21 protein-coding genes are annotated in these 25,067 nt (G+C 62.2%); 5 read left to right on the plus strand and 16 right to left on the minus strand.

The features are described from left to right. Positions 1–128: 128 nt before the first annotated feature. The 5 genes from LSQ66_RS21700 to LSQ66_RS21720 all read right to left on the minus strand — a co-directional run bounded on the left by LSQ66_RS21700 (position 129) and on the right by LSQ66_RS21720 (position 5,528). Entirely contained in the window at positions 129–1,019 is an 891-nt protein-coding gene (locus tag LSQ66_RS21700) for a ParB/RepB/Spo0J family partition protein (protein WP_231767239.1), read from the minus strand. Positions 1,020–1,177: 158 nt separating this feature from the next. Further along, on the minus strand, positions 1,178–1,948 hold the full coding sequence (locus tag LSQ66_RS21705) for a ParA family protein (RefSeq protein WP_231767240.1): 771 nt from the start codon (positions 1,946–1,948) through the stop codon (positions 1,178–1,180). A 100-nt stretch (positions 1,949–2,048) separates the two neighbouring features. After that, entirely contained in the window at positions 2,049–2,693 is a 645-nt protein-coding gene (gene rsmG, locus LSQ66_RS21710) for a 16S rRNA (guanine(527)-N(7))-methyltransferase RsmG (RefSeq protein WP_231767241.1), read from the minus strand. Continuing rightward, positions 2,693–4,621: a tRNA uridine-5-carboxymethylaminomethyl(34) synthesis enzyme MnmG gene (gene mnmG / locus LSQ66_RS21715; RefSeq protein ID WP_231767242.1), complete on the minus strand. Its 1,929-nt coding sequence runs from the start codon at positions 4,619–4,621 to the stop codon at positions 2,693–2,695. The genes rsmG and mnmG overlap by 1 nt, the downstream gene beginning before the upstream one ends. Before the next feature lie 142 nt (positions 4,622–4,763). Beyond that, on the minus strand, positions 4,764–5,528 hold the full coding sequence (locus LSQ66_RS21720; RefSeq protein ID WP_231770178.1) for a sulfite exporter TauE/SafE family protein: 765 nt from the start codon (positions 5,526–5,528) through the stop codon (positions 4,764–4,766). 104 nt (positions 5,529–5,632) lie between these two features. On the opposite strand from LSQ66_RS21720, the gene LSQ66_RS21725 reads away from it, so the two are divergent. The 3 genes from LSQ66_RS21725 to LSQ66_RS21735 all read left to right on the plus strand — a co-directional run bounded on the left by LSQ66_RS21725 (position 5,633) and on the right by LSQ66_RS21735 (position 7,560). Then, the gene (locus LSQ66_RS21725) at positions 5,633–6,796 is read left to right on the plus strand and encodes an iron-containing alcohol dehydrogenase (protein ID WP_231767243.1); all 1,164 of its coding nucleotides are present in this window, start codon (positions 5,633–5,635) and stop codon (positions 6,794–6,796) included. 105 nt (positions 6,797–6,901) lie between these two features. Further along, positions 6,902–7,147 (plus strand): BPSL0067 family protein, encoded by a 246-nt coding sequence (locus LSQ66_RS21730; RefSeq protein ID WP_231767244.1) that lies wholly within the window; start codon positions 6,902–6,904, stop codon positions 7,145–7,147. After that, positions 7,141–7,560 carry an STY0301 family protein gene (locus LSQ66_RS21735; RefSeq protein ID WP_231767245.1) on the plus strand — a complete coding sequence of 140 codons (420 nt, stop codon included), beginning with the start codon at positions 7,141–7,143 and terminating at the stop codon, positions 7,558–7,560. Before LSQ66_RS21730 ends, LSQ66_RS21735 begins: the two co-directional genes overlap by 7 nt. On the opposite strand, the gene LSQ66_RS21740 is transcribed toward LSQ66_RS21735, so the two are convergent. The 10 genes from LSQ66_RS21740 to LSQ66_RS21785 all read right to left on the minus strand — a co-directional run bounded on the left by LSQ66_RS21740 (position 7,557) and on the right by LSQ66_RS21785 (position 19,743). Then, a complete protein-coding gene (locus tag LSQ66_RS21740) occupies positions 7,557–9,548 on the minus strand; it encodes a D-(-)-3-hydroxybutyrate oligomer hydrolase (RefSeq protein ID WP_231767246.1) in 1,992 nt (663 codons plus the stop codon). The genes LSQ66_RS21735 and LSQ66_RS21740 overlap by 4 nt on opposite strands. Before the next feature lie 71 nt (positions 9,549–9,619). Then, on the minus strand, positions 9,620–10,309 hold the full coding sequence (locus LSQ66_RS21745) for an alpha/beta hydrolase family esterase (RefSeq protein ID WP_231767247.1): 690 nt from the start codon (positions 10,307–10,309) through the stop codon (positions 9,620–9,622). A 324-nt stretch (positions 10,310–10,633) separates the two neighbouring features. Then, a complete protein-coding gene (locus LSQ66_RS21750) occupies positions 10,634–11,611 on the minus strand; it encodes a branched-chain amino acid ABC transporter permease (protein WP_231767248.1) in 978 nt (325 codons plus the stop codon). A gap of 10 nt (positions 11,612–11,621) precedes the next feature. Next, on the minus strand, positions 11,622–12,506 hold the full coding sequence (locus tag LSQ66_RS21755) for a branched-chain amino acid ABC transporter permease (RefSeq protein WP_231767249.1): 885 nt from the start codon (positions 12,504–12,506) through the stop codon (positions 11,622–11,624). 112 nt (positions 12,507–12,618) lie between these two features. Next, positions 12,619–13,827 (minus strand): ABC transporter substrate-binding protein, encoded by a 1,209-nt coding sequence (locus LSQ66_RS21760; protein WP_231767250.1) that lies wholly within the window; start codon positions 13,825–13,827, stop codon positions 12,619–12,621. A gap of 48 nt (positions 13,828–13,875) precedes the next feature. Continuing rightward, entirely contained in the window at positions 13,876–14,583 is a 708-nt protein-coding gene (locus tag LSQ66_RS21765) for an ABC transporter ATP-binding protein (RefSeq protein ID WP_231767251.1), read from the minus strand. Next, on the minus strand, positions 14,583–15,353 hold the full coding sequence (locus LSQ66_RS21770; protein WP_231767252.1) for an ABC transporter ATP-binding protein: 771 nt from the start codon (positions 15,351–15,353) through the stop codon (positions 14,583–14,585). Before LSQ66_RS21770 ends, LSQ66_RS21765 begins: the two co-directional genes overlap by 1 nt. 132 nt (positions 15,354–15,485) lie before the next feature. Next, positions 15,486–17,132 (minus strand): GMC family oxidoreductase, encoded by a 1,647-nt coding sequence (locus tag LSQ66_RS21775; RefSeq protein WP_231767253.1) that lies wholly within the window; start codon positions 17,130–17,132, stop codon positions 15,486–15,488. A 10-nt stretch (positions 17,133–17,142) separates the two neighbouring features. Further along, on the minus strand, positions 17,143–18,180 hold the full coding sequence (locus LSQ66_RS21780; protein ID WP_231767254.1) for an NAD(P)H-dependent flavin oxidoreductase: 1,038 nt from the start codon (positions 18,178–18,180) through the stop codon (positions 17,143–17,145). Positions 18,181–18,414: 234 nt separating this feature from the next. Next, positions 18,415–19,743 carry an aminotransferase-like domain-containing protein gene (locus LSQ66_RS21785; protein WP_231767255.1) on the minus strand — a complete coding sequence of 443 codons (1,329 nt, stop codon included), beginning with the start codon at positions 19,741–19,743 and terminating at the stop codon, positions 18,415–18,417. Between the two features lie 58 nt (positions 19,744–19,801). On the opposite strand from LSQ66_RS21785, the gene LSQ66_RS21790 reads away from it, so the two are divergent. After that, positions 19,802–20,377 (plus strand): LysE family translocator, encoded by a 576-nt coding sequence (locus LSQ66_RS21790; protein WP_231767256.1) that lies wholly within the window; start codon positions 19,802–19,804, stop codon positions 20,375–20,377. 223 nt (positions 20,378–20,600) lie between these two features. After that, on the plus strand, positions 20,601–21,305 hold the full coding sequence (locus tag LSQ66_RS21795; RefSeq protein WP_231767257.1) for a 5'-methylthioadenosine/adenosylhomocysteine nucleosidase: 705 nt from the start codon (positions 20,601–20,603) through the stop codon (positions 21,303–21,305). On the opposite strand, the gene putA is transcribed toward LSQ66_RS21795, so the two are convergent. Next, positions 21,302–24,934, minus strand: a complete 3,633-nt coding sequence (gene putA / locus LSQ66_RS21800) for a trifunctional transcriptional regulator/proline dehydrogenase/L-glutamate gamma-semialdehyde dehydrogenase (protein ID WP_231767258.1) — start codon at positions 24,932–24,934, stop codon at positions 21,302–21,304. The two genes, LSQ66_RS21795 and putA, sit on opposite strands and share 4 nt — an antisense overlap. Positions 24,935–25,067: the final 133 nt, after the last annotated feature.

Genomic DNA, 25,067 nt, shown 5'->3' on the forward strand with positions numbered 1-25,067 from the left:
ACACGGGATTATAGGGGTTTTTTCTGAGCTCCGTCAAACATGGTGCACCGCAGCAGAGCAAATCGAGCAACATTGCCTTGCAATTTGTGACATAAGGACATGCATCGCACCAAAAAGGTGCGGCGCATTCAACCACGCAGCCGCGCCAGGACGCCTTCGAGAATGTCCAGATCGGCGAAATCGATGATCATCTGGCCGCGGCCCTTGGCGCCCATCTTGAACACGACCGGCGTGGCCAGGGTGTCGGACAGCTCTTCCTCCAGGCGCAGGATGTCGCCCGATTTCTCGCGCGCCTTGGCCTCGCCCTTGCTGCTCTGCTCCTCCAGTTGCTTCGCGACCAACTTCTCGGTCTCGCGCACGGAGAGCCGCTTGGCCACCACCTGGTTGGCCAGGGTGATCTGGGTAGCCGCGTCCACGGCCAGCAGGGCGCGGGCATGGCCCATGTCGATATCGCCCGCCATCAGCATGGTCTGGACCGGGCTTGCCAGGTTCATCAGGCGCAGCAGGTTGGACACGGCGCTGCGGGAACGGCCCACCGCGTTGGCGGCCTGCTCGTGGGTGAAGCTGAAGTCCGTGATCAGCCGGTGAATACCTTGCGCCTCTTCCAGCGGATTCAAGTCCTCGCGCTGGATATTTTCGATCAGGGCCATGGCGGCGGCGGCCGTGTCGTCCACGTCGCGCACCAGCACGGGCACCTGCTCCAGGCCCGCGATCTGGGCCGCGCGGAAGCGGCGCTCGCCCGCGATGATCTCGTACTTCGTCTTGCCGCTCGCCTTGTCCACGCCCACGGGGCGCACAAGGATGGGCTGCATGATGCCCTGGCTCTTGATGGAGGCGGCCAGCTCCGTGAGGCTGACCTCGTCCATGCGGGTACGGGGCTGGTACTTGCCCGCCTGCATCAGGGAGACCGGCAGTTCGTTCGGAGCGCCCTGCACTGCCTGGATTTCGTTCTTGTCGCCATCGCCGCCCAGCAGCGCTTCGAGGCCGCGACCGAGGCCTTTCATTTTTTTCGTAGCCATAATTTCGTTATCAGAGGGGACAGACCCCGGATGGTGACTCGCCGTCCGCGTCTGTCCCCGAAAGCCCAGTCCGCCACCGAGCACAGTCAGCTGACCATGTTCGGTGGCGGACTCTGACACCGGGGACGGACCCCATACGGGGTCCGTCCCCTGCGCCATTACATCTTTTTAATTCGCTTGACCATCTCGGCGCCGAACTCGATATACGCCTGCGCGCCCTTGGAGCTCGGGTCGAAAGTCACGCCCGGCATGCCGTAGGAAGGCGCTTCTGCCAGCCGCACGTTGCGCGGAATGATCGTCTTGAACACCTTGTCGCCGAAGTGCTGCTCCAGCTGCGCGGACACCTGCTGCGACAGCGTCATGCGCGGATCGAACATCACGCGCAGCAGGCCGATGATCTTCAGGTCCGGATTCAGGTTCGCATGCACCTTCTTGATGGTGTTCACCAGGTCGGACAGGCCTTCCAGCGCGTAGTACTCGCACTGCATGGGAATGATCACGCCATGGGCCGCGCACAGGCCGTTCAGGGTCAGCATCGACAGGGCCGGGGGACAGTCGATCAGCACGAAGTCGTAGTCCTTGTCCACGGCGGCCAGCGCGTCCTTCAGGCGGCGCTCGCGGTTGTCCAGTTCCACCATCTCCACTTCCGCGCCCGCCAGTTCGCGGTTGGATGGCAGCACGTCGAAGCGTCCCGCCTCCGAGCGCTGGCGCGCCGTGCCGATGTCGGCGGAACCGAGCAGCACTTCATAGGTGGAGGCGGTAAGCCCCGCCTTGTTGATGCCCGCACCCATGGTGGCATTGCCCTGGGGGTCCAGGTCCACCAGCAGCACGCGCTGGTTCAGCTTGGCCAGTCCTGCGGAGAGGTTGACGGTCGTGGTGGTCTTGCCCACCCCGCCCTTCTGATTTGCGACGCAAAAAATTTTCGCCATGAATATTCTAGTTATTGAACTATACCGTTTATACGGTATAAATATTTTATTCTGTTTATACAATATAAACGTTATATACCGTTTATACGGTATATACGATTTATGCCTTTTGGATGAAAACGAGGTGCCGCTCCGCATCCAGTCCCGGCACCTGGAGAGCCTGCAAACCGCTCACTTTCCAGGGCTCTGGCAGCCGCTCTCTTTCGTCTGCCGGGGCTGTGCCTTTGAGTGCAATGAAACGCCCGCCGTCGGCCAGCAGGTGTCCTGACCAGTTCACAAAATCGCTGAGGTCGGCAAAAGCCCGTGATGTGATGACATCGAAAGGCTGCGCCGTTTCCAGCTCCTGCACCTTCTTCGTGTAGATCGTTGCGTTACCGAGGCCCAGCTCCGCCTTCACTTGCGTGAGGAAGGCGGTCTTCTTGTGGACGGTGTCGATCATCGACACTTTCATGTCCGGCCGTGCGATTGCGAGCACGATACCAGGCAAGCCGCCCCCTGCTCCTACATCCAGCACATTCTGCGCCCCGGCGAAGGCCGGCACGGCGGCCAGCGAATCGAGCAGGTGCAGCGTCATCATCTGCATCGGGTCGCGCACGGAGGTCAGGTTGTAGACCTTGTTCCATTTGTTCAGCAGCGCCAGGTAATCCAGGAGCTGTTCGTGCTGCGTTTCCGATAACGCCAGTTTCAGTTCATTCAAGCCGTTCGTCAATACCTGAGACAGCTTTGGCCGTTCAAACAACACCATTAGGCAGCCTCATCTTTCAGCGTGAGGAAACCGCCGTAGCCCGCTTTCTTCAGGTGCACCAGCAGCAGCGAGATGGCCGCCGGGGTCACACCCGAGATGCGCGAGGCCTGGCCCAGGGTTTCCGGGCGATGCTTGGCCAGCTTCTGGCGCACCTCGACCGACAGGGCCGTGATGTCCAGATAGTTGAAGCCTTCCGGCAGCTTCAGGTTCTCGTAGTGCTCGTGCCGCTCCACTTCCTTGAGCTGGCGGTCGATATAGCCCGAATATTTCAGCTGGATCTCGATCTGCTCGCGCACGGCGTCGTCGCTCACGCCGGGGCCGGCCAGCGGCTGGCCTTCCTTGCCGCTCAGGGTCATCAGCTTTTCGTACTCCACACCGGGACGGCGCAGCAGGTCCGCCAGCGAGTATTCGCGTTCGATGGCCTGGCCGATCACGCGCTCCGACTCGGCCGCCTTCAGGATGCGCGGGTTCACCCAGGTGGATTTCAGGCGCTCCAGCTCCTGTGCCACGGCTTCGCGCTTGCGGTCGAAGGCTTCCCACTGTGCGTCGCCCACGACGCCCAGCTTGCGGCCGATTTCGGTCAGGCGCATGTCGGCATTGTCCTCGCGCAGGCTCAGGCGGTACTCGGCGCGGCTGGTGAACATGCGGTAAGGCTCCTGCACGCCCTGGGTGACGAGGTCGTCCACCAGAACGCCCAGATAGGCTTCCGAACGCGCCGGAGTCCAGGCTTCCCTGCCCTGCGTCTGCAAGGCGGCGTTGATACCGGCCAGCATGCCCTGCGCCGCCGCCTCTTCGTACCCGGTGGTGCCGTTGATCTGCCCGGCGAAGTACAGGCCGGAAATCGCCTTCGTTTCCAGCGAAGCCTTCAGGCCGCGCGGGTCGAAATAGTCGTACTCGATGGCATAGCCGGGACGCAGGATGTGCGCGTTCTCCAGGCCCTTCATCGAGCGCACCAGTTCAATCTGCACGTCGAACGGCAGGCTGGTCGAGATGCCGTTCGGGTAGAACTCGTGCGTGGTCAGGCCTTCCGGTTCCAGGAAGATCTGGTGCGATTCCTTGGACGAGAAGCGGTGGATCTTGTCCTCGATGGATGGGCAGTAGCGCGGGCCCACGCCCTCGATCACGCCCGTGTACATGGGGCTGCGGTCCAGGCCGCCGCGGATGATGTCGTGGGTCTTCTGGTTGGTGTGCGTCACCCAGCACGGCAGCTGCTTCGGATGCATGGCAGCGTTGCCCATGACGGAGAACACCGGCACCGGATCGAGGTCGCCCGGCTGTTCCGTCATCTGCGAAAAGTCGATGCTGCGGCCGTCGATGCGCGGCGGCGTACCGGTCTTCAGGCGGCCCTGAGGCAGCTTGAGCTCCTTCAGGCGGGCGGACAGGGACAAGGCGGGCGGGTCGCCTGCGCGTCCTGCCGAGTAGTTCTGCAGGCCGACGTGGATCTTCCCGTCCAGGAAAGTGCCCGCCGTCAGCACCACGGCACGGCTCACAAACTTCAGGCCGATCTGGGTCACGGCGCCAACCACGCGGTCGCCCTCCACCATCAGGTCGTCCACCGCCTGCTGGAACAGCCACAGGTTCGGCTGGTTTTCCAGGCGCGAGCGGATGGCCTGCTTGTACAGGATGCGGTCGGCCTGGGCGCGGGTGGCGCGCACGGCCGGGCCTTTGGACGAGTTCAGGATACGGAACTGAATGCCCGACTCATCGGTGGCGATCGCCATCGCCCCGCCCATCGCATCCACTTCCTTGACGAGGTGGCCCTTGCCGATGCCGCCAATGGACGGGTTGCACGACATCTGCCCAAGGGTTTCGATGTTGTGCGTCAGCAGGAGCGTCTTCTGGCCCATGCGGGCAGACGCGAGGGCCGCTTCGGTGCCGGCGTGGCCGCCGCCGACAACGATGACGTCGAATTCGGTAGGAAATAGCATGGTGGAAAGCGTAAATCGAGGTATGGAACAGAATTATAGATTCTTTTTGAGGCTGCGACTTTTTTGAGCAGAAATTTTCCGCTCAGATTGTTTCACGTGGAACAAAAGGAAGTCGATTCCCCGACTGTTCCACGTGAAACATTCACCAGCGCACCCAGGCGTCGTAGCCCGTCTTGACGATCAGCACGGAGACCACAAGCAGGAAAACGCGGCGCACAAAACCGGAGCCGTGCTTCATCGCCAACTTCGTGCCGATCAGGGAACCGGCCACCTGGCACACGGCCATCATCAAACCCAGCTGCCAGAGCAGGTGGCCGCTGTAGCCGAACCACATCAGCGCGGACAGATTGCAGGCAACATTCACGACCTTGGCCACTGCCGAGGCGCCAAGGAAGTCGAAGCCGAAACAGCGGACGAAGAGGAAGACCAGGAAGCTACCAGTGCCCGGCCCGAAGAAGCCATCGTAAAAACCGATGCACGCGCCCACCAGCACAGCGATCAGCCGCTCGCGCAGGCCGGTGTGCAGCGGCGCATGCACGCTGCCCAGGTCCTTCTTCCAGAAGGTATAGATCGCAACCGCCAGCAGCACGACCGGCAGCAGCGTCCGCATGAAGTCGGCAGGCACATGGGTCAGGGTGTAGGCGCCAAAGAAGGCGAAGGTGAAGGCGGCAACGGCGGCAGGTGCGGCCGTCGTCCACGCAATGGACACGCGCCGCGCATAGTTCACGGCGGCAGCGGCCGTACCGAAGATCCCCGCCAGCTTGCTTGTGCCTAACAGGGTTGCCGGAGCCGTCTGGCCAAACACCGAGAACAGCACCGGGATCTGGATCAGCCCTCCTCCGCCGACCACGGCATCGACCAGCCCTGCGGAGAATGCCGCCAACCCAAGAAACGCATACTCAACCATCATCAACCCTTCGCTAGACAAGCTCATCATTGTACGGGGGAAACGCAGCGGCATCAGAGCTGGTGTAAGCTAAGCGCTGAGCCAACCGCGAAACGACAACCATCATGAGCTTCCCTGCTTTCAGCTTCAGCACCGTGCCGCACATCGTTTCCGAGACCGGCGCCGCCCAGCGATTGGGCGAGCACATCCGCGCACGATTCCCCAACGTCCACCGTCCGCTGATCGTCACCGACCCCGGCTTCCTGCGCACGGGCATGGTGGCCGCGCCGGCGGCAAGCCTCGACCGCGCCGGACTGCACGCCGCCATCCACTCCGAGGTGGTGGCCGACCCGCCCGAGCAGATCGTGATGGACGGCGTGGCGGCCGCCCGCGACCATGACGCCGACCTCATCATCGGCCTGGGCGGTGGCAGCTCCATGGACGTGGCCAGGCTGATCGCCGTGCTGGCGGGAAGCGACCAGCCTCTGAAAGAGATCTACGGCATTGGGAACGTGAAGGGCGAGCGCCTGCCGCTGGTCCAGATTCCCACGACGGCAGGCACCGGTTCGGAAGTCACCAATATCGCCATCGTCACCACCGGCGAAACGACCAAGATGGGCGTTGTGGCGCCCCAGCTGTATGCAGATATGGCGCTGCTGGACGCCGAGCTCACCATCGGCCTGCCGCCGGCCGTAACGGCCGCCACCGGCATCGACGCCATGGTGCACGCCATCGAAGCCTATACGAGCAGACACAAGAAGAACCCCTTGTCGGATTCCCTGGCCCGGCAGGCGCTGGGCCTCCTGTCCGCCAACCTGATCCGTGCCTGCGAGAACGGCAAGGACCTGCACGCACGGCAGGCAATGCTGCTGGGCGCCATGCTGGCAGGGCAGGCCTTTTCCAACGCACCGGTCGCCGCCGTGCACGCCCTCGCCTATCCCATCGGCGGCATCTTCCACGTGCCGCACGGCTTGTCCAATTCCCTGGTACTGCCGCACGTCCTCCGCTTCAACGCCCCGGCAGCCGCGGCCCTGTACGCCGAGCTGGCCAGCATCGTCGTGCCGCACGCCGAAGGCAGCGAAGAAGCGCGCACCGAAGCCCTCATTGTTGCGATGCAACAAATCGCCGCCATCACCGGCATCGAGCGCAGCCTGCAGCAGGTCGGCATCCAGGAAAGCGACCTCGACCGCCTCGCCGACGACGCCATGCTCCAGACCCGCCTCCTCGGCAACAACCCCCGCGAGCTCACCCGAGCCGACGCCTACGCCATCTACGCTGCCGCCCTATAACAGCATAGTTGCCGCGGGCCGCCAACCGCGGGTACTTGAGGATGGTCACGACCACCCTTCGTCATCAGCGCATCATGACTTCTCTTCATTTCCATGGAGGAAGTCATGCCATATCGCCTCGCCGATCCGGAGCAATTGGTCAAGCCACATGGCAACCATGCAGCACTGGTCCTGAGCGTGATCCGAACCGGAATCTGGGTAGTCGATCAGTGGAATACTGATCCGCAGCGTACTTTCGTCGACCGTCGGTTCATCCGCGTGCCGCCACGCAACCCGCAACGCAGAGCGGACGGCAGTTTCATTCGGCCAAGCGACAATGCGCTTGCCTTTTCGGTGATCGAACTATGCTGATGACCGCCCTTCTTCTGGCGCTGGCTCAAAGCGCATTGACCCAGCAAGTCAGCTGCCCGCCATGGCTAAGCAAGGATGCATTCAAACCCGGCAGAGCCCCGGACGGCTGGGTCGCCCTGATGCCGAGCGCAGCGCGGCTGTCAGGCGGTGGCCTGCTGTATGGCCCGCCTGAGGAACAAGCCTATCTGCGCCCCGACAAAACGAGCGAAAGAACCATCCAGAACCAGACCGAGTACACCACTTCCTGGAGACTAAGCCAACCTCATCAGTTCGAAACGTGGATGTTCTGCTCTTATGGCGGACAAGCCTCGCTCCAAATCTTCAAGAAGGTTCGTTCCGATGCCAATCAATGCACCGCAACGAGCAGGCTCACGCGCGGTACGTTCACGGAAGTCCAATTTGAATGCCGTTAGTTCGGCACGCTCACTACCGTCCCGCTGACCACAATGGCATTCGCGCCGGGGTTCGCGGAAATCGGAGGAACGTTGGCGACCGTAATAGGCGCCAGCGCATTGGGCCGGGTCTGGGTGCGTACGACTTGCGAAGGCGGCAAGGGGGTCCCGTTCTTCAGGTTCGCATACACCGCGTCGAGTGCCCGGAACAGGTAGACGTGCAGCGGCACGATGGCCGTGGGCAGCAGGCTGGTGAAAGAATCGAAGTGATTGGCGTTCGTCACCTCGAGGTAGCGCAGCCTGCTGTTGCCGCCCTCCACTGCCGCGTTCAGGCCAACATAGGCACGTGAAGCGTGGTTCACGGGGATCAGCGCATCGGAACGGCCGGAAACGATCATGGCGGGCTTGCCATGGAGATTTCCCGTAGCGGCTACCTCAGCCATGCCTGAGCGCACGCGAGCGCTCCTGGAGGCCATATCGCCCGTTAGCGGGGCTCCCGTCACCGCATCGGCCCCGGTGGCCAGCGAACGCAGGCAGAGGAAGCCATCGAGCGCCTGGTCGGCAATGTTCGACGAGGGCGACACGGCCGCGCTGTAGATCTTGGCGCCCCCTACGGAATCCTCATACACAGGCGTGCCAACGATGCCGTTTTGCGTGGCAAAGCTGCTCGCCTTGAGCAGGGGCGCCAAGGGAATCGGACTGCCGGTGGCGTCGACCGCCGCCCAGCTGAAGCCGCAGATGTTGTCGGCCACCGAGAACTTGCCGTAGGCGTTGACATAGGTCACTGCAACAAGGACGTTGGTCAGGGCATGGAAAGCCTGCAAAGGCTCGGCGTCGATGTGCCAGCCATAGGCGACCATACGCGCTTTCGCGTCGCTCATCTGCGCCGCGACGTCCACGCCCGTCAGTAAGCCTTTTGCTGCGAGCGAAGTACACCGTCCGGCGCTTCCTGCAATGCAAGGCTGGTAGAGCGCCGCATAGCTCGAATAGTCCAGCAGCGGCTTGCCCTGCGCTGGAACGACGGCTGAGCCCTGCCGGACGGTATAGCCTGTGGACATCTTCGGCTGGATCTGCGGTTCCGTCGCGGCCACCGCATCGATCAGCCCTTGTGTATCCTGCTCGGCCGCCAACAGCGCCGAACCCGCCCCGTTGGAGATACTGGAGGCAATGGTCCAGGTATTGGCAGGCGTGAGCCGGATCTTCTGTCCATACCTTTCGTTGAGCACGTAGAAAGCAAATTCGACGGCCTGCAAGGTGATCTTTCCCCACTCCTTCTCCGGATTCTGCTGGGAGTGCGCATGCTTGAAGGCGATACGGCCGGGGAAATTCAACGCAAACGCCGTGCGCTCCGCATCGCTCAGCGCAGGCGTGAAGTGCGAGGTCTTGCCTGCGGCGCTGCGCGAGGTGCGGACGCCATTGATCAGGTTCACACTGTCGTCCTCGAAGGTGTAGAGACCGGTGCCGCTGCCCTTGTCCGCATAGGCCACTGCGCAGTTGTTCTTCAAACCCCACTCGCCCGCGCTGCCGATGGCGCCATAAATGCCGCGCGAACCGCTGGAAGTCCCCGTCACAATGCAAGGATTGTTGACGGGGTCAAAGCTCGCGGGCACCTGCACCATCAGCGTCACGTTCTGCCTGCCGGAGCCATCGTCGGCATATGCGAGATACTCGGTCCCCGCGACCTTCCCGCTGGGACCATACAGGCTTCCGTATCCGCTGCTGGCGGCAATGTCGAGCACGGCACGGTAGTTCGTGTAGATAGCGTTGCGGCGCAGCTCTGCGGCCGTTGGATGTGCCGGGTCCGCATAGCCCGGCGCTGCGGCAGCGGCGAGACCGGCAGCGCCAAGGCCGGCGGTCAGCAGGTCGTCGCTGTCGCCGTCGTAGCTCGTGGAAGTGATTGGCCCGAGGAAGGCCGGTTTGACGTTGGGCTGGCTGCCGACGGTATCGTCATGGCAGGAAACCAGCGCCAGCAAGGTGGCGCTGGCCAGGGCGTATCGGTACGGTTGCATGTCATCTCCTGAGGGAATGGCACTTCACCGCACAAAGTAAAACGCCGGTCGAGTCCGGCGCTTGTGATTGCTTAAGCGCGCTTCAGGTTGGCGCGCTTCGGCTTGAAAAAATCCCAGGCCGCTTCGGCTGCTTCCAGGTCAGCGTTCTGCGGACCGGTCAGCCAATTGATAAAGCGCGGATAGCGCTTCAGACGGCTGGGTTCGGCATGGCCTGCACCGTCGATACGATACAGGCCCACCTGCAGCCCATCAGGTGCCCTACCCCACATGTAGCGCGTGACGCGCGTTCGCGCCCGCTCGTCGCCCTCCGGCAGATGCACGACGTCGGGCACGTCCGCCAAGCCCGCCAGCTCGCGCCAGGCGTGCACGGTATCCTCAATGCTGCGCACAGGCTCGGCGAACCCGAACGCATACCAAGGTTTGCCACCGCGATAGTAAATCAGCGGATCAGCCGTGCAACCGAAGACCAGCGCGGGCAGCGGCACCGCGGGCTCCTTGCAGCGGCCGGGCGGCGGCATGCCCGCCAGCACCACCGAGAATGCCGCCAGCTTCCGCGGAAGCGCGGTGGCAACGGCGTAAGCCATCCAGCCGCCGCGCGATACTCCCATCAGGTAGACGCGATCGGGATCCACATCGTGATTGGCCACTGCATGGTCGACCAGCGCGCCGATGAACCCGACATCATCCTTCTTCGCCACGCGCGCTTCCGATGCGAAGCAGTCGCTCCATCCGCCTTTTCCCGCGTCCGGTGCGATGACCACGAGCTGCTCGCGCGCCCCGATTTCAAGCCACAGGGATAGCGGCGAGGGGGAAACGCCAGTCCCAGCACCTGGTCTGCCGAGGCGCCAGCGCCATGAAGCACGACCACCAGCGCCCGCCTCTTGGCTCCTTCCCTTGGCGGCGCCGCTACCAGATAACGGCGCTTTCCTTCCGGGCGGCCGAGTGTTGCGGGCACCGGCACGAGCGCTGCTCCGGCACTGTCGTTGACACCTTGCAGGAGAGCCCTGAACGTGGCGGCAACATTGGCATAACTGAGCATTCACATCCTCAAAAAAAACGCCGGACTGATCCGGCGTTCGATTTGCTTAAGCTGGCTTCTTCTTCCTGCCCATGAAAGCCACAATCTCTCCCACGATGCCGCGCCGGAACGCCAGCACGCAGGCAACGAAGATCAGGCCGGTCACCATGCTCACCGCCTCGCCCAGGGTGTTGAACCATTCGATGCCGGTATTCGTTGCGACGAAAGCGCCGAAGTCGCCCAGCTTGTTCTCCAGCGCAATGATCAGCACCGCGCCCAGGATCGGGCCAGCCAGGGTGCCCATGCCGCCCACCAGGGTCATGAGGATGACCAGGCCCGACATGGTCCAGTGCACGTCCGTGAGTGTTTCGAAACCGAGCACCACGGTCTTGGTGGCGCCTGCCAGGCCTGCCAGCGCGGCGGAGAGCACGAAGGCCATCAGCTTGTACTTGTCCACGTCATAGCCCAGCGAGATGGCGCGCGGCTCGTTTTCCTTGATCGCCTTCAGCACCTGGCCGAAAGGCGAGTGCACGGTGCGCACGATCAGCATGAAGCCCAGCACGGCAATGGCCAGCACCACGAAGTACAGGGTCAGGTCGTTGCCCAGATCCACGGCTCCCAGCAGCTTACCGCGCGGCACGCCCTGCAGGCCGTCTTCGCCGCCGGTGAAGTTGGTGAAGCGGAGGCCGCCGAAGTACACCATCTGGGCCAGCGCCAGGGTAATCATCGAGAAATAGATGCCCTGGCGGCGGATGGCCAGCGCGCCCATCACCAGGCCGATCAGCGCCGCGCCGCCCACGCCGGCCAGCAGGGCCAGTTCGAAGGGCAGGCCCCAGTTCTTCAGCGCATTGCCCGCCACATAGCCCGCACCGCCGAAGAAGGCCGCGTGGCCGAAGGACAGCAGGCCCGTGAAGCCGATCAGCAGGTTGAAGGCGCAGGCGAACAGCGCGAAGCACAGCAGCTTCATCAGGAAGACGGGATAGCCCACGAAGGGCGCTGCCAGCGCCACAATGAGCGCAAGGGCGTAGCCGATATTCTTGTTCATACTTGACCTCTTATTTCTCTTTGCCGAACAGGCCAGCCGGGCGCAGCAGCAGCACGATGACCATCACCAGGAACACCACGGTGGAGGAGAATTCCGGGTAGAACACGCGCGTCAGGCCCTCGATCACGCCCAGGCCCAGGCCGGTGAGGATGGAGCCCATGATCGAGCCCATGCCGCCGATCACCACCACGGCGAACACGACGATGATGAGGTTCGAACCCATCAGCGGAGAAACCTGGATAATAGGCGCGGCCAGCACCCCAGCGAAGCCCGCCAGGGCCACGCCGAAGCCGTAGGTCAGGGTCACCATCAGCGGCACGTTGATGCCGAAGGCTTCCACCAGCTTGGGGTTCTCGGTGCCCGCGCGCAGATAGGCGCCCAGCTTGGTCTTCTCGATCACGAACCAGGTCGCGAAGCACACGATCAGCGAGGCCACCACCACCCAGCCGCGGTAATTCGGCAGGATCATGAAGCCCAGGTCGGTGGCGCCCTGCAGCAGCTCGGGCGTATCGAAAGGCTGGCCGGAAACGCCGTAGAAGGAACGGAACACGCCTTCCACCAGCAAGGTGATGCCAAAGGTGAGCAGCAGGCCGTAGAGATGGTCCAGCTTGTACAGCCAGCGCAGCATGGTTTTCTCGATGACGATGCCGAGCGCGCCCACCACCAGCGGCGCCAGCAGCAGCATCGCCCAGTAGCTCAGGCCCAGGTAGGTCATGCCCATCCACGCCAGGAAGGCGCCCATCATATACATGGCGCCGTGCGAGAAGTTAATCACGTTCAGCAGGCCGAAAATGACCGCCAGGCCGAGCGACAACATGGCATAGAAGGAGCCGTTGACGAGACCCAGCAGCAGCTGGCTCATCATTGCAGGCAGAGGAACGCCGAAAATATCCATGGCTGCACAAATTCAAAAAGAGTCAAAAAGAAAGGCGCAGCGGGATAACGCTGCGCCGTAGGCAGGGCGCGGAAACCGCCGGTCGGCGCGTGCGCCCTGCCGGCTTACCGCATTACTTCCACAGCGCGCACTTGGTCTCGGCCTTGGTGGCGTAAGCCTGGTCGCCCGGAATGGTGGCCACCAGCTTGTAGTAGTCCCAAGGATACTTCGACTCGGACGGCTTCTTCACTTCCATCAGGTACATGTCGTGCACCATGCGGCCATCCGGACGGATCACGCCGTTCTTGGCGAACATGTCGTTGATCGGGGTCTTCTTCATCTGCGCGATGACCTTGTCCGAATCGTCGGTGCCCACCGCCTTCACGGCCTTCAGGTAGTTGGTGGCGGCGGAGTAGTCCGCTGCGTGCAGCATCGAAGGTTCCTTCTTCATCTTCGCGAAGAAGCGCTTGGACCATGCACGGGTTTCAGGATTCATATCCCAGTACCAGCCATCGGTCAGGTACATGCCCTGGGTAACGTTCAGGCCCAGCGAGTGCACGTCGTTGATGAAGATGAGCAGGCCAGCCAGCTTCATTTTCTTGGTGATGCCGAATTCGTTGGCCGCCTTGATGGAGTTGATCGCATCGCCGCCCGCATTGGCCAGGCCCAGGATCTGGGCGCCGGAGGACTGCGCCTGCAGCAGGAAGGAGGAGAAGTCGGAAGCCGAGAGCGGGTGCTTCACGCTGCCCAGCACCTTGCCGCCGCCGGACTTCACCACGGCCGCCGTATCGTTCTCCAGCGACTGGCCGAAGGCATAGTCCGCAGTCAGGAAGTACCAGTTCTTGCCGCCCTGCTTCAGGATGGCGTTGCCGGTGCCGCGCGCCAGGGCGATGGTGTCGTAGGCGTAGTGGATGGTGTAAGGGGTGCATTCCTCGTTGGTCAGGCGCGCGGAACCGGCGCCGATGGAGATGAACACTTTCTTCTTCTCGGCCGCCACCTTGGCCATGGCCAGGTTCGCGCCCGAGTTGGTGCCGCCGATCAGCATGTCCACGCCCTGCTGGTCGAACCATTCGCGGGCCTTGGAGGCGGCGATGTCGGCCTTGTTCTGGTGGTCGGCCGAAATGAATTCGACCTTCTTGCCTGCGATGACGACGCCCGCATCGGCAATCGCCATCTTCACCGCCTCGGCGCCGCCGGCGCCATCGATATCGGTGTACAGGCCGGACATGTCGGTGATCATGCCGATCTTGATGGTGTCGCCCGATACCTGGGCAAATGCCGCGGTGGAGAGGCTCATTGCGCAGATGGCAGCGGCTGCGGTGGCGATAGCTTTACGTTTCATTATGTCTCCGATCAAGGTTCTGAGTTCGTGTTGTAGTCCTTGCCCACTTCAAACGCCCAGCAGCTCGGTCAGGACCGGCATCTTGGCGTTCAATTCGGACGAAGCGAAGGTCTCCACAATCTGACCGTGCTCCATCACGTAAAACCGATCCGCCAGTGGTGCGGCGAAGCGGAAATTCTGTTCGACCATCACGATGGTGTAGCCCTTGGATTTCAAGGTCGTGATCATGCGGGCGAGGCCCTGGACGATGACAGGCGCAAGGCCTTCGGAGATTTCGTCCAGCAGCAGCAGGCGCGCGCCGGTGCGCAGGATGCGGGCGACGGCCAGCATCTGCTGTTCGCCGCCCGAGAGGCGCGTGCCCTGGCTGTTGCGGCGTTCCTTCAGGTTCGGGAACATCTCGTAGATTTCCTCGACCGGCATGCCCTTGCCGTCAGTTTTCAGCGCGGGCGGCAGCATCAGGTTTTCTTCAGTGGACAAGGAGGAGAAGATGCCGCGTTCTTCGGGGCAGTAGCCCACGCCCAGGTGCGCCACCTTGTAGGTTGGCAGACCGATGGCCTCTTCGCCGTTGATCTTGATCGATCCCTTGCGGGCCCCGGTCAGGCCCATGATCGCGCGCAGCGTCGTGGTGCGGCCCGCGCCGTTGCGGCCCAGCAGGGTCACTACCTCGCCCGGCTGCACCGACATGTTCACGTCATGCAGGATATGCGATTCGCCATACCACGCCTGCAGATTGCTGATTTCCAGTGCAGTCGTCATCAGTGCGCTCCCACCAGTTCGGTGGCTTCGGTTCCCATATAGGCTTCCATCACCTGCGGATTCTTGGAAACTTCGGCATAGCTGCCTTCGGCCAGCATCGCGCCTCGCTGCAGCACGGAGATCTTGTCGCAGATGCCGGAGACAACGTTCATATTGTGTTCGACCATGAGAATGGTGCGTCCGTTCGATACCTTCTTGATCAATTCCGTCACGCGGTGCACATCCTCGTGGCCCATGCCCTGGGTGGGCTCGTCCAGCAGCATCAGCTCCGGCTCCATGGCCAGGGTGGTGGCGATTTCCAGCGCGCGCTTACGGCCGTAAGGCATGTCTGCGGTGATGGTGTCGGCAAAGCTGGTGAGATCGACTTCGGCCAGCAGCTGCATGGCGCGTTCGTTCAGCTGGTTCAGGGAACGCTCGCTTTTCCAGAAGTGGAAGGTGGTGCCCAGCTGGCGTTGCAGGCCGATACGCACGTTCTGCAGCACGGTGAGATGCGGGAAGACGGCGGAAATCTGGAAAGAACGGATCACGCCCATGCGCGCGATCTGCGCGGGCTTGGCGGAGGTGATGTCCTTGCCGTTGAACAGAATCTGTCCGGAGGTCGGAACGAGAAACTTGGTGAGCAGGTTGAAACAGGTGGTCTTGCCCGCGCCGTTCGGTCCGATCAGGGCGTGGATGTGGCCACGCTGCACCTTCAGGTTCACGTCGTTGACGGCGGTGAAACCCTTGAATTCCTTGGTCAAATTCCTTGTTTCCAAGATGAAGTTTGACATCGTGTCTCCCGATTATTCTTTACATACTGCTAAATTTTTTTTCAGATCATACACAGGATGATTGGGGCTCACAATACAGTATAACTACCATAAAGTTTTGATATTTTGCTTCCAAACTTGCCAGAAATTTGGTCACCGTTTGGCAGAAAATTGCGCTACGCAGCGGTTTTGCTGCAGAATCCTTGCCGTCTTCTCGGCAATCATGATCGTGGGGGAGTTCGTATTTCCGGACGTGATACGCGGCATGACCGAGGCGTCCACGACGCGTAGTCCTGTTACATTTCGGACACGAAGTTGGCTATCCACAACAGCCATCGGATCGTCCGCCCTGCCCATCTTGCAGGTGCCCACGGGATGGAAGATCGTAGTGCCGATGGCGCCCGCCGCTTCCGCCAGTTCGTCCTCGGTGCGGTAGTGGATGCCCGGCTTGAACTCCTCGGGCGCGTATTTTTTCAGCGCCGGTGCGGCCACGATGGCGCGCGTCAGCCCCAGTGCGGCTGCGGCTACCTTGCGGTCTTCCTGCGTGCTCAGATACATGGGCGCGATTTTCGGCGGCGCGTACGAATCGGAGGAGGCGATGCGCACATGGCCGCGTGAAGTGGGGCGCAGGTTGCATACGCTGGCCGTAAAGGCCGGGAAGGTGTGAAGGGGCTCGCCGAAGCGCTCGAGCGACAGCGGCTGCACGTGGTACTGAAGATTGGGCGAGGGCTGGTCTGGATGCGATTTCGCGAATGCGCCCAGCTGGGACGGCGCCATCGACATCGGACCGCTCTGGAACAGCATGTATTCGAGGCCGATGCGCATTTTGCCGAACCAGTTGCTGGCCATGGTGTTCAGTGTTTTCGCGTTAGTAACCTTGAACACCATCCTCAGTTGAAGATGGTCCTGCAGGTTGGCGCCCACGCCCGGCAGGTCCGCAACCGGCTGCACGCCCGCCGCATGCAGGGCCTGCGCATCGCCAATGCCGGACAGCTGGAGAATCTGCGGCGAACCGACCGCGCCTGCAGCCAGCAGCGTCTCGCGCGCTTCCGCAAACCACTGGGTGCCGCCGCCGGTGAAAATCACGCCCTTGCACACCGCGCCGCCTTCTCCCTGCTCGATCATCAGCTTCTCCACATGGCAACCGGTCATGAGCGTCAGGTTCGGGCGCCGCGTCGCTGGCTTGAGAAAAGCCTTGGCTGTATTCCAGCGGATGCCGCGCCTCTGGTTCACTTCGAAGTAGGAAGAACCGAGATTGTCGCCCCGGTTGAAGTCTTCGACCTTGGGAATGCCTACCTGTTCCGCGGCATCGCGGAAGGCGTCGAGAATTTTCCAGGACAGCCTCTGCTTTTCCACCCGCCATTCGCCGCCAGCGCCGTGATAGTCCGTCGCGCCGAGGTGATGGTCTTCGCTTTTCCTGAACAGGGGCAGCACTTCCTCCCAGCGCCAGCTCGGATCGCCCGTCAGCTCGGCCCAGTGATCGTAATCGCCCGCCTGGCCGCGCATATAGATCATGCCGTTGATGGAGGAACTTCCGCCCACCACTTTCCCGCGCGGGTAAAGGAGGCTGCGGCCGCCCAGGCCTGCATCGGGTTCGGTGCGGTAAAGCCAGTCCGTGCGCGGATTGTCGATGCAATGCAGGTAGCCGACGGGGATATGGATCCAGACGTAATCGTCCTTGCCGCCCGCCTCGATCAGCAGCACCTCAACGTTCTTGTCCTGGGTAAGGCGGTTGGCCAACACGCAACCGGCAGTTCCGGCGCCAACAATGATGTAGTCGAACTGTCCTGCCGATTCCAAATGCTGTCTCCTATGCCTGGTGCATTTCGGCGACCAGGGTTTCCATCAGCTGGGCGCAGCTCATGGAGCGCGCCCTTGCCACGCCCGTACCGCACCACATCGACATCAACTCCGTATCGCCCCGCTTGGCGGCTTCCGCCCGGATACTGCCGGTCAGGGCATTCTGCACCGGATATGGTGGAAGCTGTAGCTCAACAGCAGATAAATGTTGCATAAATGTATTTTCCAGACCACGGGCGTAGCGGCCGGAGAAGGTACGGGTCAGGCGGGTTGGCGCATTCCCCGCATGCAGGAGCCGCTGTTTGTAGGAAGGATGGATGCCCGATTCCTCCGTGACGAGGAAGGCTGTCCCCATCTGCACCGCCGAAGCGCCCATGGCCAGGCGCTCCCGGATATCCGCCCCGGTCATGATATTGCCCGCTGAAATGACGGGAATTTGCACGGCCTTCACTACGGCCGCCAGCAATTCCAGCGCCCCCATCGTCGCCTCGCGCTGGTCGACGAGGAAGGTGCCGCGATGCCCACCTGCCTCCACACCAGATGCCACCACAGCATCCGCGCCAATGGATTCCCAGGCCTGCGCTTCCCCAACCGTAGTCACAGTTCCTACCACCGCGATACCGGCCGCATGCAGACGTTCAACTTGAGCCCGCTCAAGGATATTGAAGGTAAAACTCGCCACGGCCGACTTGAGCTCGATCAAGGTCTCGAACTGGGCCGTAAAGTCTTCACACCATTTCGCCGGGGTCGGCAGGCTGTCCCAGCCCAGGCTTTCCCAGACGGGCCGCAGCAGTTCCTTGGCCCGTGCAACTTCTTCGTCCGAAGGGGATGGCGTGTTCTGGACGAAGAAATTGAGCATGAAGGGCTTGTCGCTGAGACGGCGGATCTCCGCCACCTGGGCACGGATGGTGTCCGGCGCGAGCAGCGAGGCGCCAACCGAGCCCAGCCCGCCTGCATTCGACACCGCAGCCACCTGCGCCGGAGTATTCGAGCCGCCCGCCATCGGTCCCTGGATGATGGGATGGGGGAAAAGGTTCAGGAATTCCATGTCAGCTCCTTATTCGGCTGTGGATAAGCTATTGGATATCCACAGGCATCGTTTGTGCGTAAACCGCTTTCGCATGTGGAGGTCCATTTTTGTCCCAAAACAGTTCCTCGTCCATACAAGGTTTACGCGCCCGCTTATTCAGACCGTAAACGATTGATTTCCTTCCGCTTCGCCCACTTATCCACAGAAAGGCCGAGTTGTTAACAACTACTACTATTTTGTATACCTACCTTATCAATGTAAACCTACTGCCTTACCTACCAGCCGCAGCGCCCCCTCAAGCGCTTCAAGAGAAATCGAACCGAGCGCAATTCGCAAAGCCTGAGGAGACTGCAAGCCGATCGAGAAAGGCTCGGCCGTTGTCACCAGTACACCGGAACGCTGCAAATCGGCTGCCACCACATCTGCGCGCAGGTAGTCCGGAAGCTCCAGCCATAAAAAATAGGATGAGGGATGACTTCTGACCGCCGCACCATCCAGTATTTTCCGGGCCAGACGCTGCCTGGCTGCAGCATCTGCCCGCTTCCGCTCTTCGAGCTCATCCACCAGACCCGACTCGATCCATTGGCAAGCCAGGGCGACAGTCATCGACGGCGTATTCCAGGTTGAGATCCTGATTGCATGCTCAAGTTCTGGAATCAGCGCCTCGGGCGCTGCAACAAAACCGAGACGCAGCCCGGACGCCACGCTTTTCGAAAGCCCGGATACATAAACGGTGCGCTCTGGAGCGTAAGTGAACACTGGCTTTGGCGCCGGTTCGGCAAGGAAGGCATATGCGCCGTCTTCGATAATGAAGAACCCGAAACGCTCGGCCAGTGCTGCAAGCCGAAGTCTGTCCTGATCCGTCATGATCCAGCCAAGCGGGTTATGCATGGTCGGCATGGCATAGACCGCGCGAACCGGCCTCTCCATGCACAGCTTTTCCAGGGAATCGAGACACATGCCGCCACCGGCGGCAGGCAGGGCAGCCAGATCGAGCCTGCTCGCAATCGCCAATGCTTTCAAACCGGGATAAGTCAGCGCATCGGCTGCCAGCAGGTCTCCCGGTTTGAGCAAAGCGCTGACAGCCACCGACAATCCCTGCTGCGCACCATTGACGATCAAGACCTGCCTGCCTGGCACACGAATGGAGCGGTTGCGCAAATGCCGGGCGACTGTCTCGCGTTCGTGGGGACGTCCACCTTGGGGAGCAGAATGAAGCAGGGCATCGAGATCTCCCGAATTCGCCAGGGTTCTCAAGCCTTCGCGCAGCATTTCCGCCTGGCCTGGCAAAGAAGGATAGTTGAAGCTCAGGTCCACGGCGCCGCTTGGCAAGGGATGCTGTTCCAGGCCAAGTCCCCGGGGCAGCGAAGCATCGCGAACGAATGTGCCGCGCCCGCCCTCGCCCACGGCAAGCCCGGATTTCTCCAGCTCCGCATACACGCGAACGGCGGTCGCCAGGGCGATGCCCCGCTCCTTCATCATGCGCCGCAAGGGAGGAAGCTGTTCGCCAGGCCGGAGTTCGCCACGCTGGATAGCGGAGGAAAAATGATCGACCAGCTGTTTGTAGCGATTCTTCGGCATGAGCTGTATCCAGAACAATTAATTCACTGTACCAGATACGCCGCGTAAGCTCGCGGGCATGGAAAACCTGATCATGTTCTGCGGCGCCGTGACGCTGCTGCTGCTTTCGCCCGGCCCCAATATGGCGTTCGTGCTCGCCCATTCCTCCGCTTACGGACGTAGTGCAGGCGTCGCGGCCGCTTTCGGCATCGGTGCAGCCGACATCATTCTTACCCTGCTGACCGTAGCCGGATTCACCTCCCTGGTGGCGGCCTGGCCCGCTGCGATGGCAACGATCCGGTACGCAGGCGCCTGCTACCTGCTTTACATGGCCTGGCGCGCCTTGGCGGCCAGGAGCAAGCCGCTGGACGGAGAGCTCGGGTCTGGAGCCGTGTTCTGGCGGGCAGTGGTCAATAACCTGCTGAATCCAAAGGCAATTCTGTTCTTCCTGGTCTTCATTCCACAGTTCGTCGACCCGGAAACCGCTTCCCCGGCTGGCCAGCTGCTGGTACTGGGCCTGCTGCTCACGGCAATCAGCACGGTCTTCCACACGGCCCTGGCGTTTGCTGGCGGCGTCCTTCGTTTTCCGGGTCAACGCTACCTTCTGGCAGCCGTTTTGCTCCTTCTGGCGCTGCGTCTGTTGATAAGTCGATGAATATCCACAGGAACGAATGTGCGTAAACACCCCGTCTGTACACAGGCCTATTTTTTGTACAGAACTCGTCCTTCGCTCATACAATGCTTGTTCAGGCAGTTTTGAAAGATGTAAACACCTGATTTTGTGGATGTTAACAGCCTTATCCACAGACACTCTCCCGTTTACTATCTACTACCAGAGTAAATATTTACTCTTATATCTATAAAACAGCGGAGCGAACATGCGTCTTGGCGTGATCTCGGCCCTGGCTGAAGAACAGCAGGGATTGATAGAAGCCATGGAAGGCCCTCAGAGCGTTTTGCACGGCATGCGCGAGTACACAGCCGGAAAACTCTGGAAAATCGACTCTGTGTGTGTTTTATCGCGAATTGGCAAGGTTGCCGCTGCCATGACAGCCGCGACGCTTGTGGAAAAATTCGGAGTTACCCACATCGTCTTCACCGGCGTGGCCGGAAGCGCCGATTTTGATGTGCGTGTGGGCGATATCGTTGTCGCCGAATCGTTGATCCAGCACGATATGGACGCTTCTCCCCTGTTTCCCCGCTTCGAAGTGCCGCTCACGGGCCTCTCCCGCCTGCCGACTGACAAGGAAATGAGCGCCAGGCTGTCCGCCGCCGTCAGCCGCTTTCTGGAAAACGAGAAAAACAGGACCCTGCACCGCGGCCTGATAGGCAGCGGCGATCAGTTCATGAGCGATCCGGTGAAGCTGGCGGCGCTGAAGAATGCGCTGCCCGACCTGCTGGCCGTGGAAATGGAAGGGGCGGCGGTCGCCCAGGTCTGTTTCGAACTGGGCGTGCCCTTTGGCGTTATCCGGACCATCTCGGACAACGCCAACGAGGATGCGGCCATGGATTTCATGCACTTCGTGAAGCACGTGGCTTCACGCTATGCATTCCATGTGATCCGTAACTTCTGCCAGGCCTAGGCGCCCAGCGTCATCAGGCTGGCGTTGCCGCCGGCTGCCGTGGTGTTCACGCACAGCGCGCGTTCGGCGATCAGGCGCCACAGCGGGATCTCGCCGTCTTCCGTCGTGTCGATCACTGAAATCAGCGCGCCTTCGCGGGCTGCCAGCGGCTCGCGCACGCCCGCCGCCAGCGCCGATTCGACCAGGGCAATCTGGAAGTCGCCCTTGATGCCATCCAGGCTGCCTACCACTTGAATGCGGTCCTGCACTGCGGCCGGAAGGTCGGCAGGTACGCAGGACGTCGACGACGTGACCACGAGCGCCTGGTTGCCGGTCGCCAGAACCGCCGCGAGCTGGTTGAGCAGCACCTGCTGGCTGTCCGCGACGCAGACGATGGTCCCGCGCGGCATGTAGCTCAGGGTATTGCGTTCCCCAGTGGGCCCGGGCAGCAGCGTGACCTGGCCCAGTGGCGTGGTGCGTGCATAGTGCTCGGCCAGCGCGGCCATGCGTTCCTTGCCATGCGTTTTGGCCCAGGCCATGAGCGCATCCATGCTTGGCACGGACAGGCGGGAATGCGGTTCGCCCGAGTACATGCCGCGCTGAAGGCGCTTCAGGTAGAGGGGGCCGCCCGCTTTCGGGCCGGTGCCGGACTTGCCTTCGCCGCCGAAGGGCTGCACGCCTACGACCGCGCCGACGATATTGCGGTTCACGTAGATATTGCCCACATGCGCGCGCGAGGTGATGTAGTCGATGGTCTCGTCGATACGCGAATGCACACCCAGGGTCAGGCCGAAACCGCTGGCATTGATCTCGTCGATCACCTTCGGCAGCTCCGAACGCTTGTAGCGGATAACGTGCATGACAGGGCCGAAGACTTCCTTCGTCAGCTCGCTCAGGGAACGGATCTCCAGCACTGTCGGCGGCACGAAGGTGCCATCCGAGTCGGATGGAACGCCCAGCGAGAAGTGGGCCACGGCGGACATGCGCGTGCGGTCGATATGCGAGAGCAGGTTCTGCTGCGCTTCCGCATCGATCACCGGGCCGATATCCGTCACGAGGCGGTCCGGGCTGCCGATCTTCAGCTCGCCCATGGCGCCCTTCAGCATCTTGATCGTCTTGTCGGCGATGTCTTCCTGCAGGAAGAGCACGCGCAGCGCGGAGCAGCGCTGGCCCGCACTGTCGAAAGCGGAGGAAATCGCGTCCTGCACCACCTGTTCCGGCAGCGAGGAGGAATCCACGATCATGGCGTTCTGGCCGCCGGTTTCCGCGATCAGCGGAATGTCCGTGCTTTCCGCGACGGAGCGCTTGGCGAGGGTGCGGTTGATCAGCTGCGCCACTTCGGTGGAGCCGGTGAATATCACACCCTTGATGCGCGAATCGTTGCACAGCCCCGCGCCAACGACTTCGCCGCGGCCGGGCAGGAACTGGAGCGCCTCGCGCGGCACGCCTGCTTCATGCAGCAGCTGCACGGCGCGGTGTGCGATCAGCGGCGTCTGTTCCGCAGGCTTCGCGAGCACCACGTTGCCGGCAGCAAGCGCCGCAGCCACCTGGCCGGTGAAGATCGCGAGCGGGAAGTTCCATGGGCTGATGCAGGTGACCGGGCCCAGGGCCAGGATATTGGTCGAATGGCGAACCTGCTCCGCGTAGTAGCGCAGGAAGTCGACCGCCTCGCGCACTTCAGCCACCGCGTTCGGCAGCGACTTGCCCGCTTCGCGGATGGCCAGCGCCATCAGCTCCAGCTTGTGGGTTTCAAACAGGTCCGCAGCACGCAGCAGTGCGGCGGCTCGGAGCGATGGTTCGGTGGTTTGCCAGTCCATGGCGAAGTTCGTAGCTGCCGCCAGCGCCATTTCCACATCGCGCGCACTCGCTTCGGTGACTTCGCCCACGATATCGGCATTGCGCGCGGGGTTGCGCACCTGCTGCGGCGTGCCTTCGACGGCATCCACCGCCAGCAGCGGCGCCGCGCGCCAGCTGCGCTTCTCCGACAGGGCGGCTGCCACTTCGCGCAGCACGTCCTCGTTCGAGAGATCCAGGCCGGAGGAATTCTTGCGCTCGGAGCCGAACATGGCCAGCGGCAGCGCAATGCCGGGATGCGGCAGGCCGCCTTCGGCGCGCGCGATTTCCACAGGATTGCGCACCAGGGCATCCACTGGAACACTGGCGTCCACGATCTGGTTCACGAAGGAGGAATTGGCGCCGTTTTCCAGCAGGCGGCGCACCAGGTAGGCGAGCAGCGTTTCATGCGAACCCACCGGGGCATAGATGCGGCAGGGCTTGCCCAGGTTTTCCGCGCCAACCACCTGGTCGTACAGGGTTTCGCCCATGCCGTGCAGGCACTGGAACTCGTAATTCTCGATGCCGTCGCGCTTGGCCCAGGTGTAGATCGTGGACAGCGTCTGCGCGTTGTGCGTTGCGAACTGTGGATAGATAACATCCGTGGCGGCGAGCAGGCGCTGCGCACACACCAGATAGGAAACGTCCGTGTACACCTTGCGCGTGTAGACCGGATAGCCCGGCATGCCTTCCACCTGCGCGCGCTTGATCTCCGCGTCCCAATAGGCGCCTTTCACCAGACGCACCATGAACTTGCGGCCGCTGCGGCGCGCCAGGTCCACGAGGTAGTCGATCACGAAGGGGCAACGCTTCTGGTAAGCCTGCACCACGAAGCCGATGCCTTCGAAGCCTTCCAGTTCGGGATCGAAGGCCATGGCTTCCATCAGGTCCAGCGACAGTTCCAGGCGGTCCGCTTCTTCCGCGTCGATATTCAGGCCGATGTTGTAGCCCTTGGCCAGCAGCACCAGCTGGCGCAGGCGCGGCAGCAGCTCGTTCATCACGCGGTCGCGTTGCGCGCGGCTGTAGCGCGGGTGGAGCGCCGAGAGCTTCACCGAAATGCCGGGACCATTGCGGATGCCGCGGCCGTTCGAAGCGCGGCCGATGGCGTGGATCGCCGTTTCATAGGCGGCGTAGTAATTGGCGGCATCGGCCTCCGTCAGCGCGGCTTCGCCAAGCATGTCGTAGGAATAGCGGTAGCCGCGCGCTTCGTTGTCGCGGCCATTGCGGATCGCTTCGTCGATGGTCTGGCCAGTCACGAACTGGTTGCCCAGCATGCGCATCGCCAGGTCCACGCCCTTGCGGATCAGGGGCTCGCCGCCCTTGGCGATCAGGCGCGTGATGGCTGAACCCAGGCCCTCCTCGCTGGAAGAGCTCACCAGCTTGCCCGTCACGAGCAGGCCCCAGGTGGCGGCATTCACGAACAGCGAAGGCGACTCGCCCAGGTGCTTGCGCCAGTCGCCCTTGCTGATCTTGTCTGCGATCAGGCGGTCAGCGGTGGCACTGTCAGGAATACGCAACAGCGCTTCGGCGAGGCACATCAGCGCCACGCCCTCTTCGGAGGACAGCGAAAATTCGTGCATCAGCGCGTCCACGCCGGAAGCGCGGGTGCGCTTTTCGCGCACGGCCGTCACCAGGCGGCGGGCCAGGGACTGCGCCTGCTCCGTGGTATCCGAGCCGCCTTCGCGGATCTCGGACAGCAGCCATTGCACGGCATTCTGTTCGTCGCGGCGATAGGCGGCAGTGATGGCGGCGCGCAGCGGCGACGGGTCGCGCAGCACTTCCGCCTGGAGGGCGGCGAAGGGGGTATCAAATGGCATGAAATCTACTTTTATCGAATTGAAAAGTGGCTGCACCGCACGTAACAAAACACGCCCCGGGAACCACGTTCGCGGAGCGTGCTGTTCGGCAGTGCCGATGATTTGATTGTATGCCGGATTCTTCTGGATTAAT

This window comes from Massilia endophytica, assembly GCF_021165955.1.
GTDB lineage: Bacteria > Pseudomonadota > Gammaproteobacteria > Burkholderiales > Burkholderiaceae_D > Rugamonas > Rugamonas endophytica.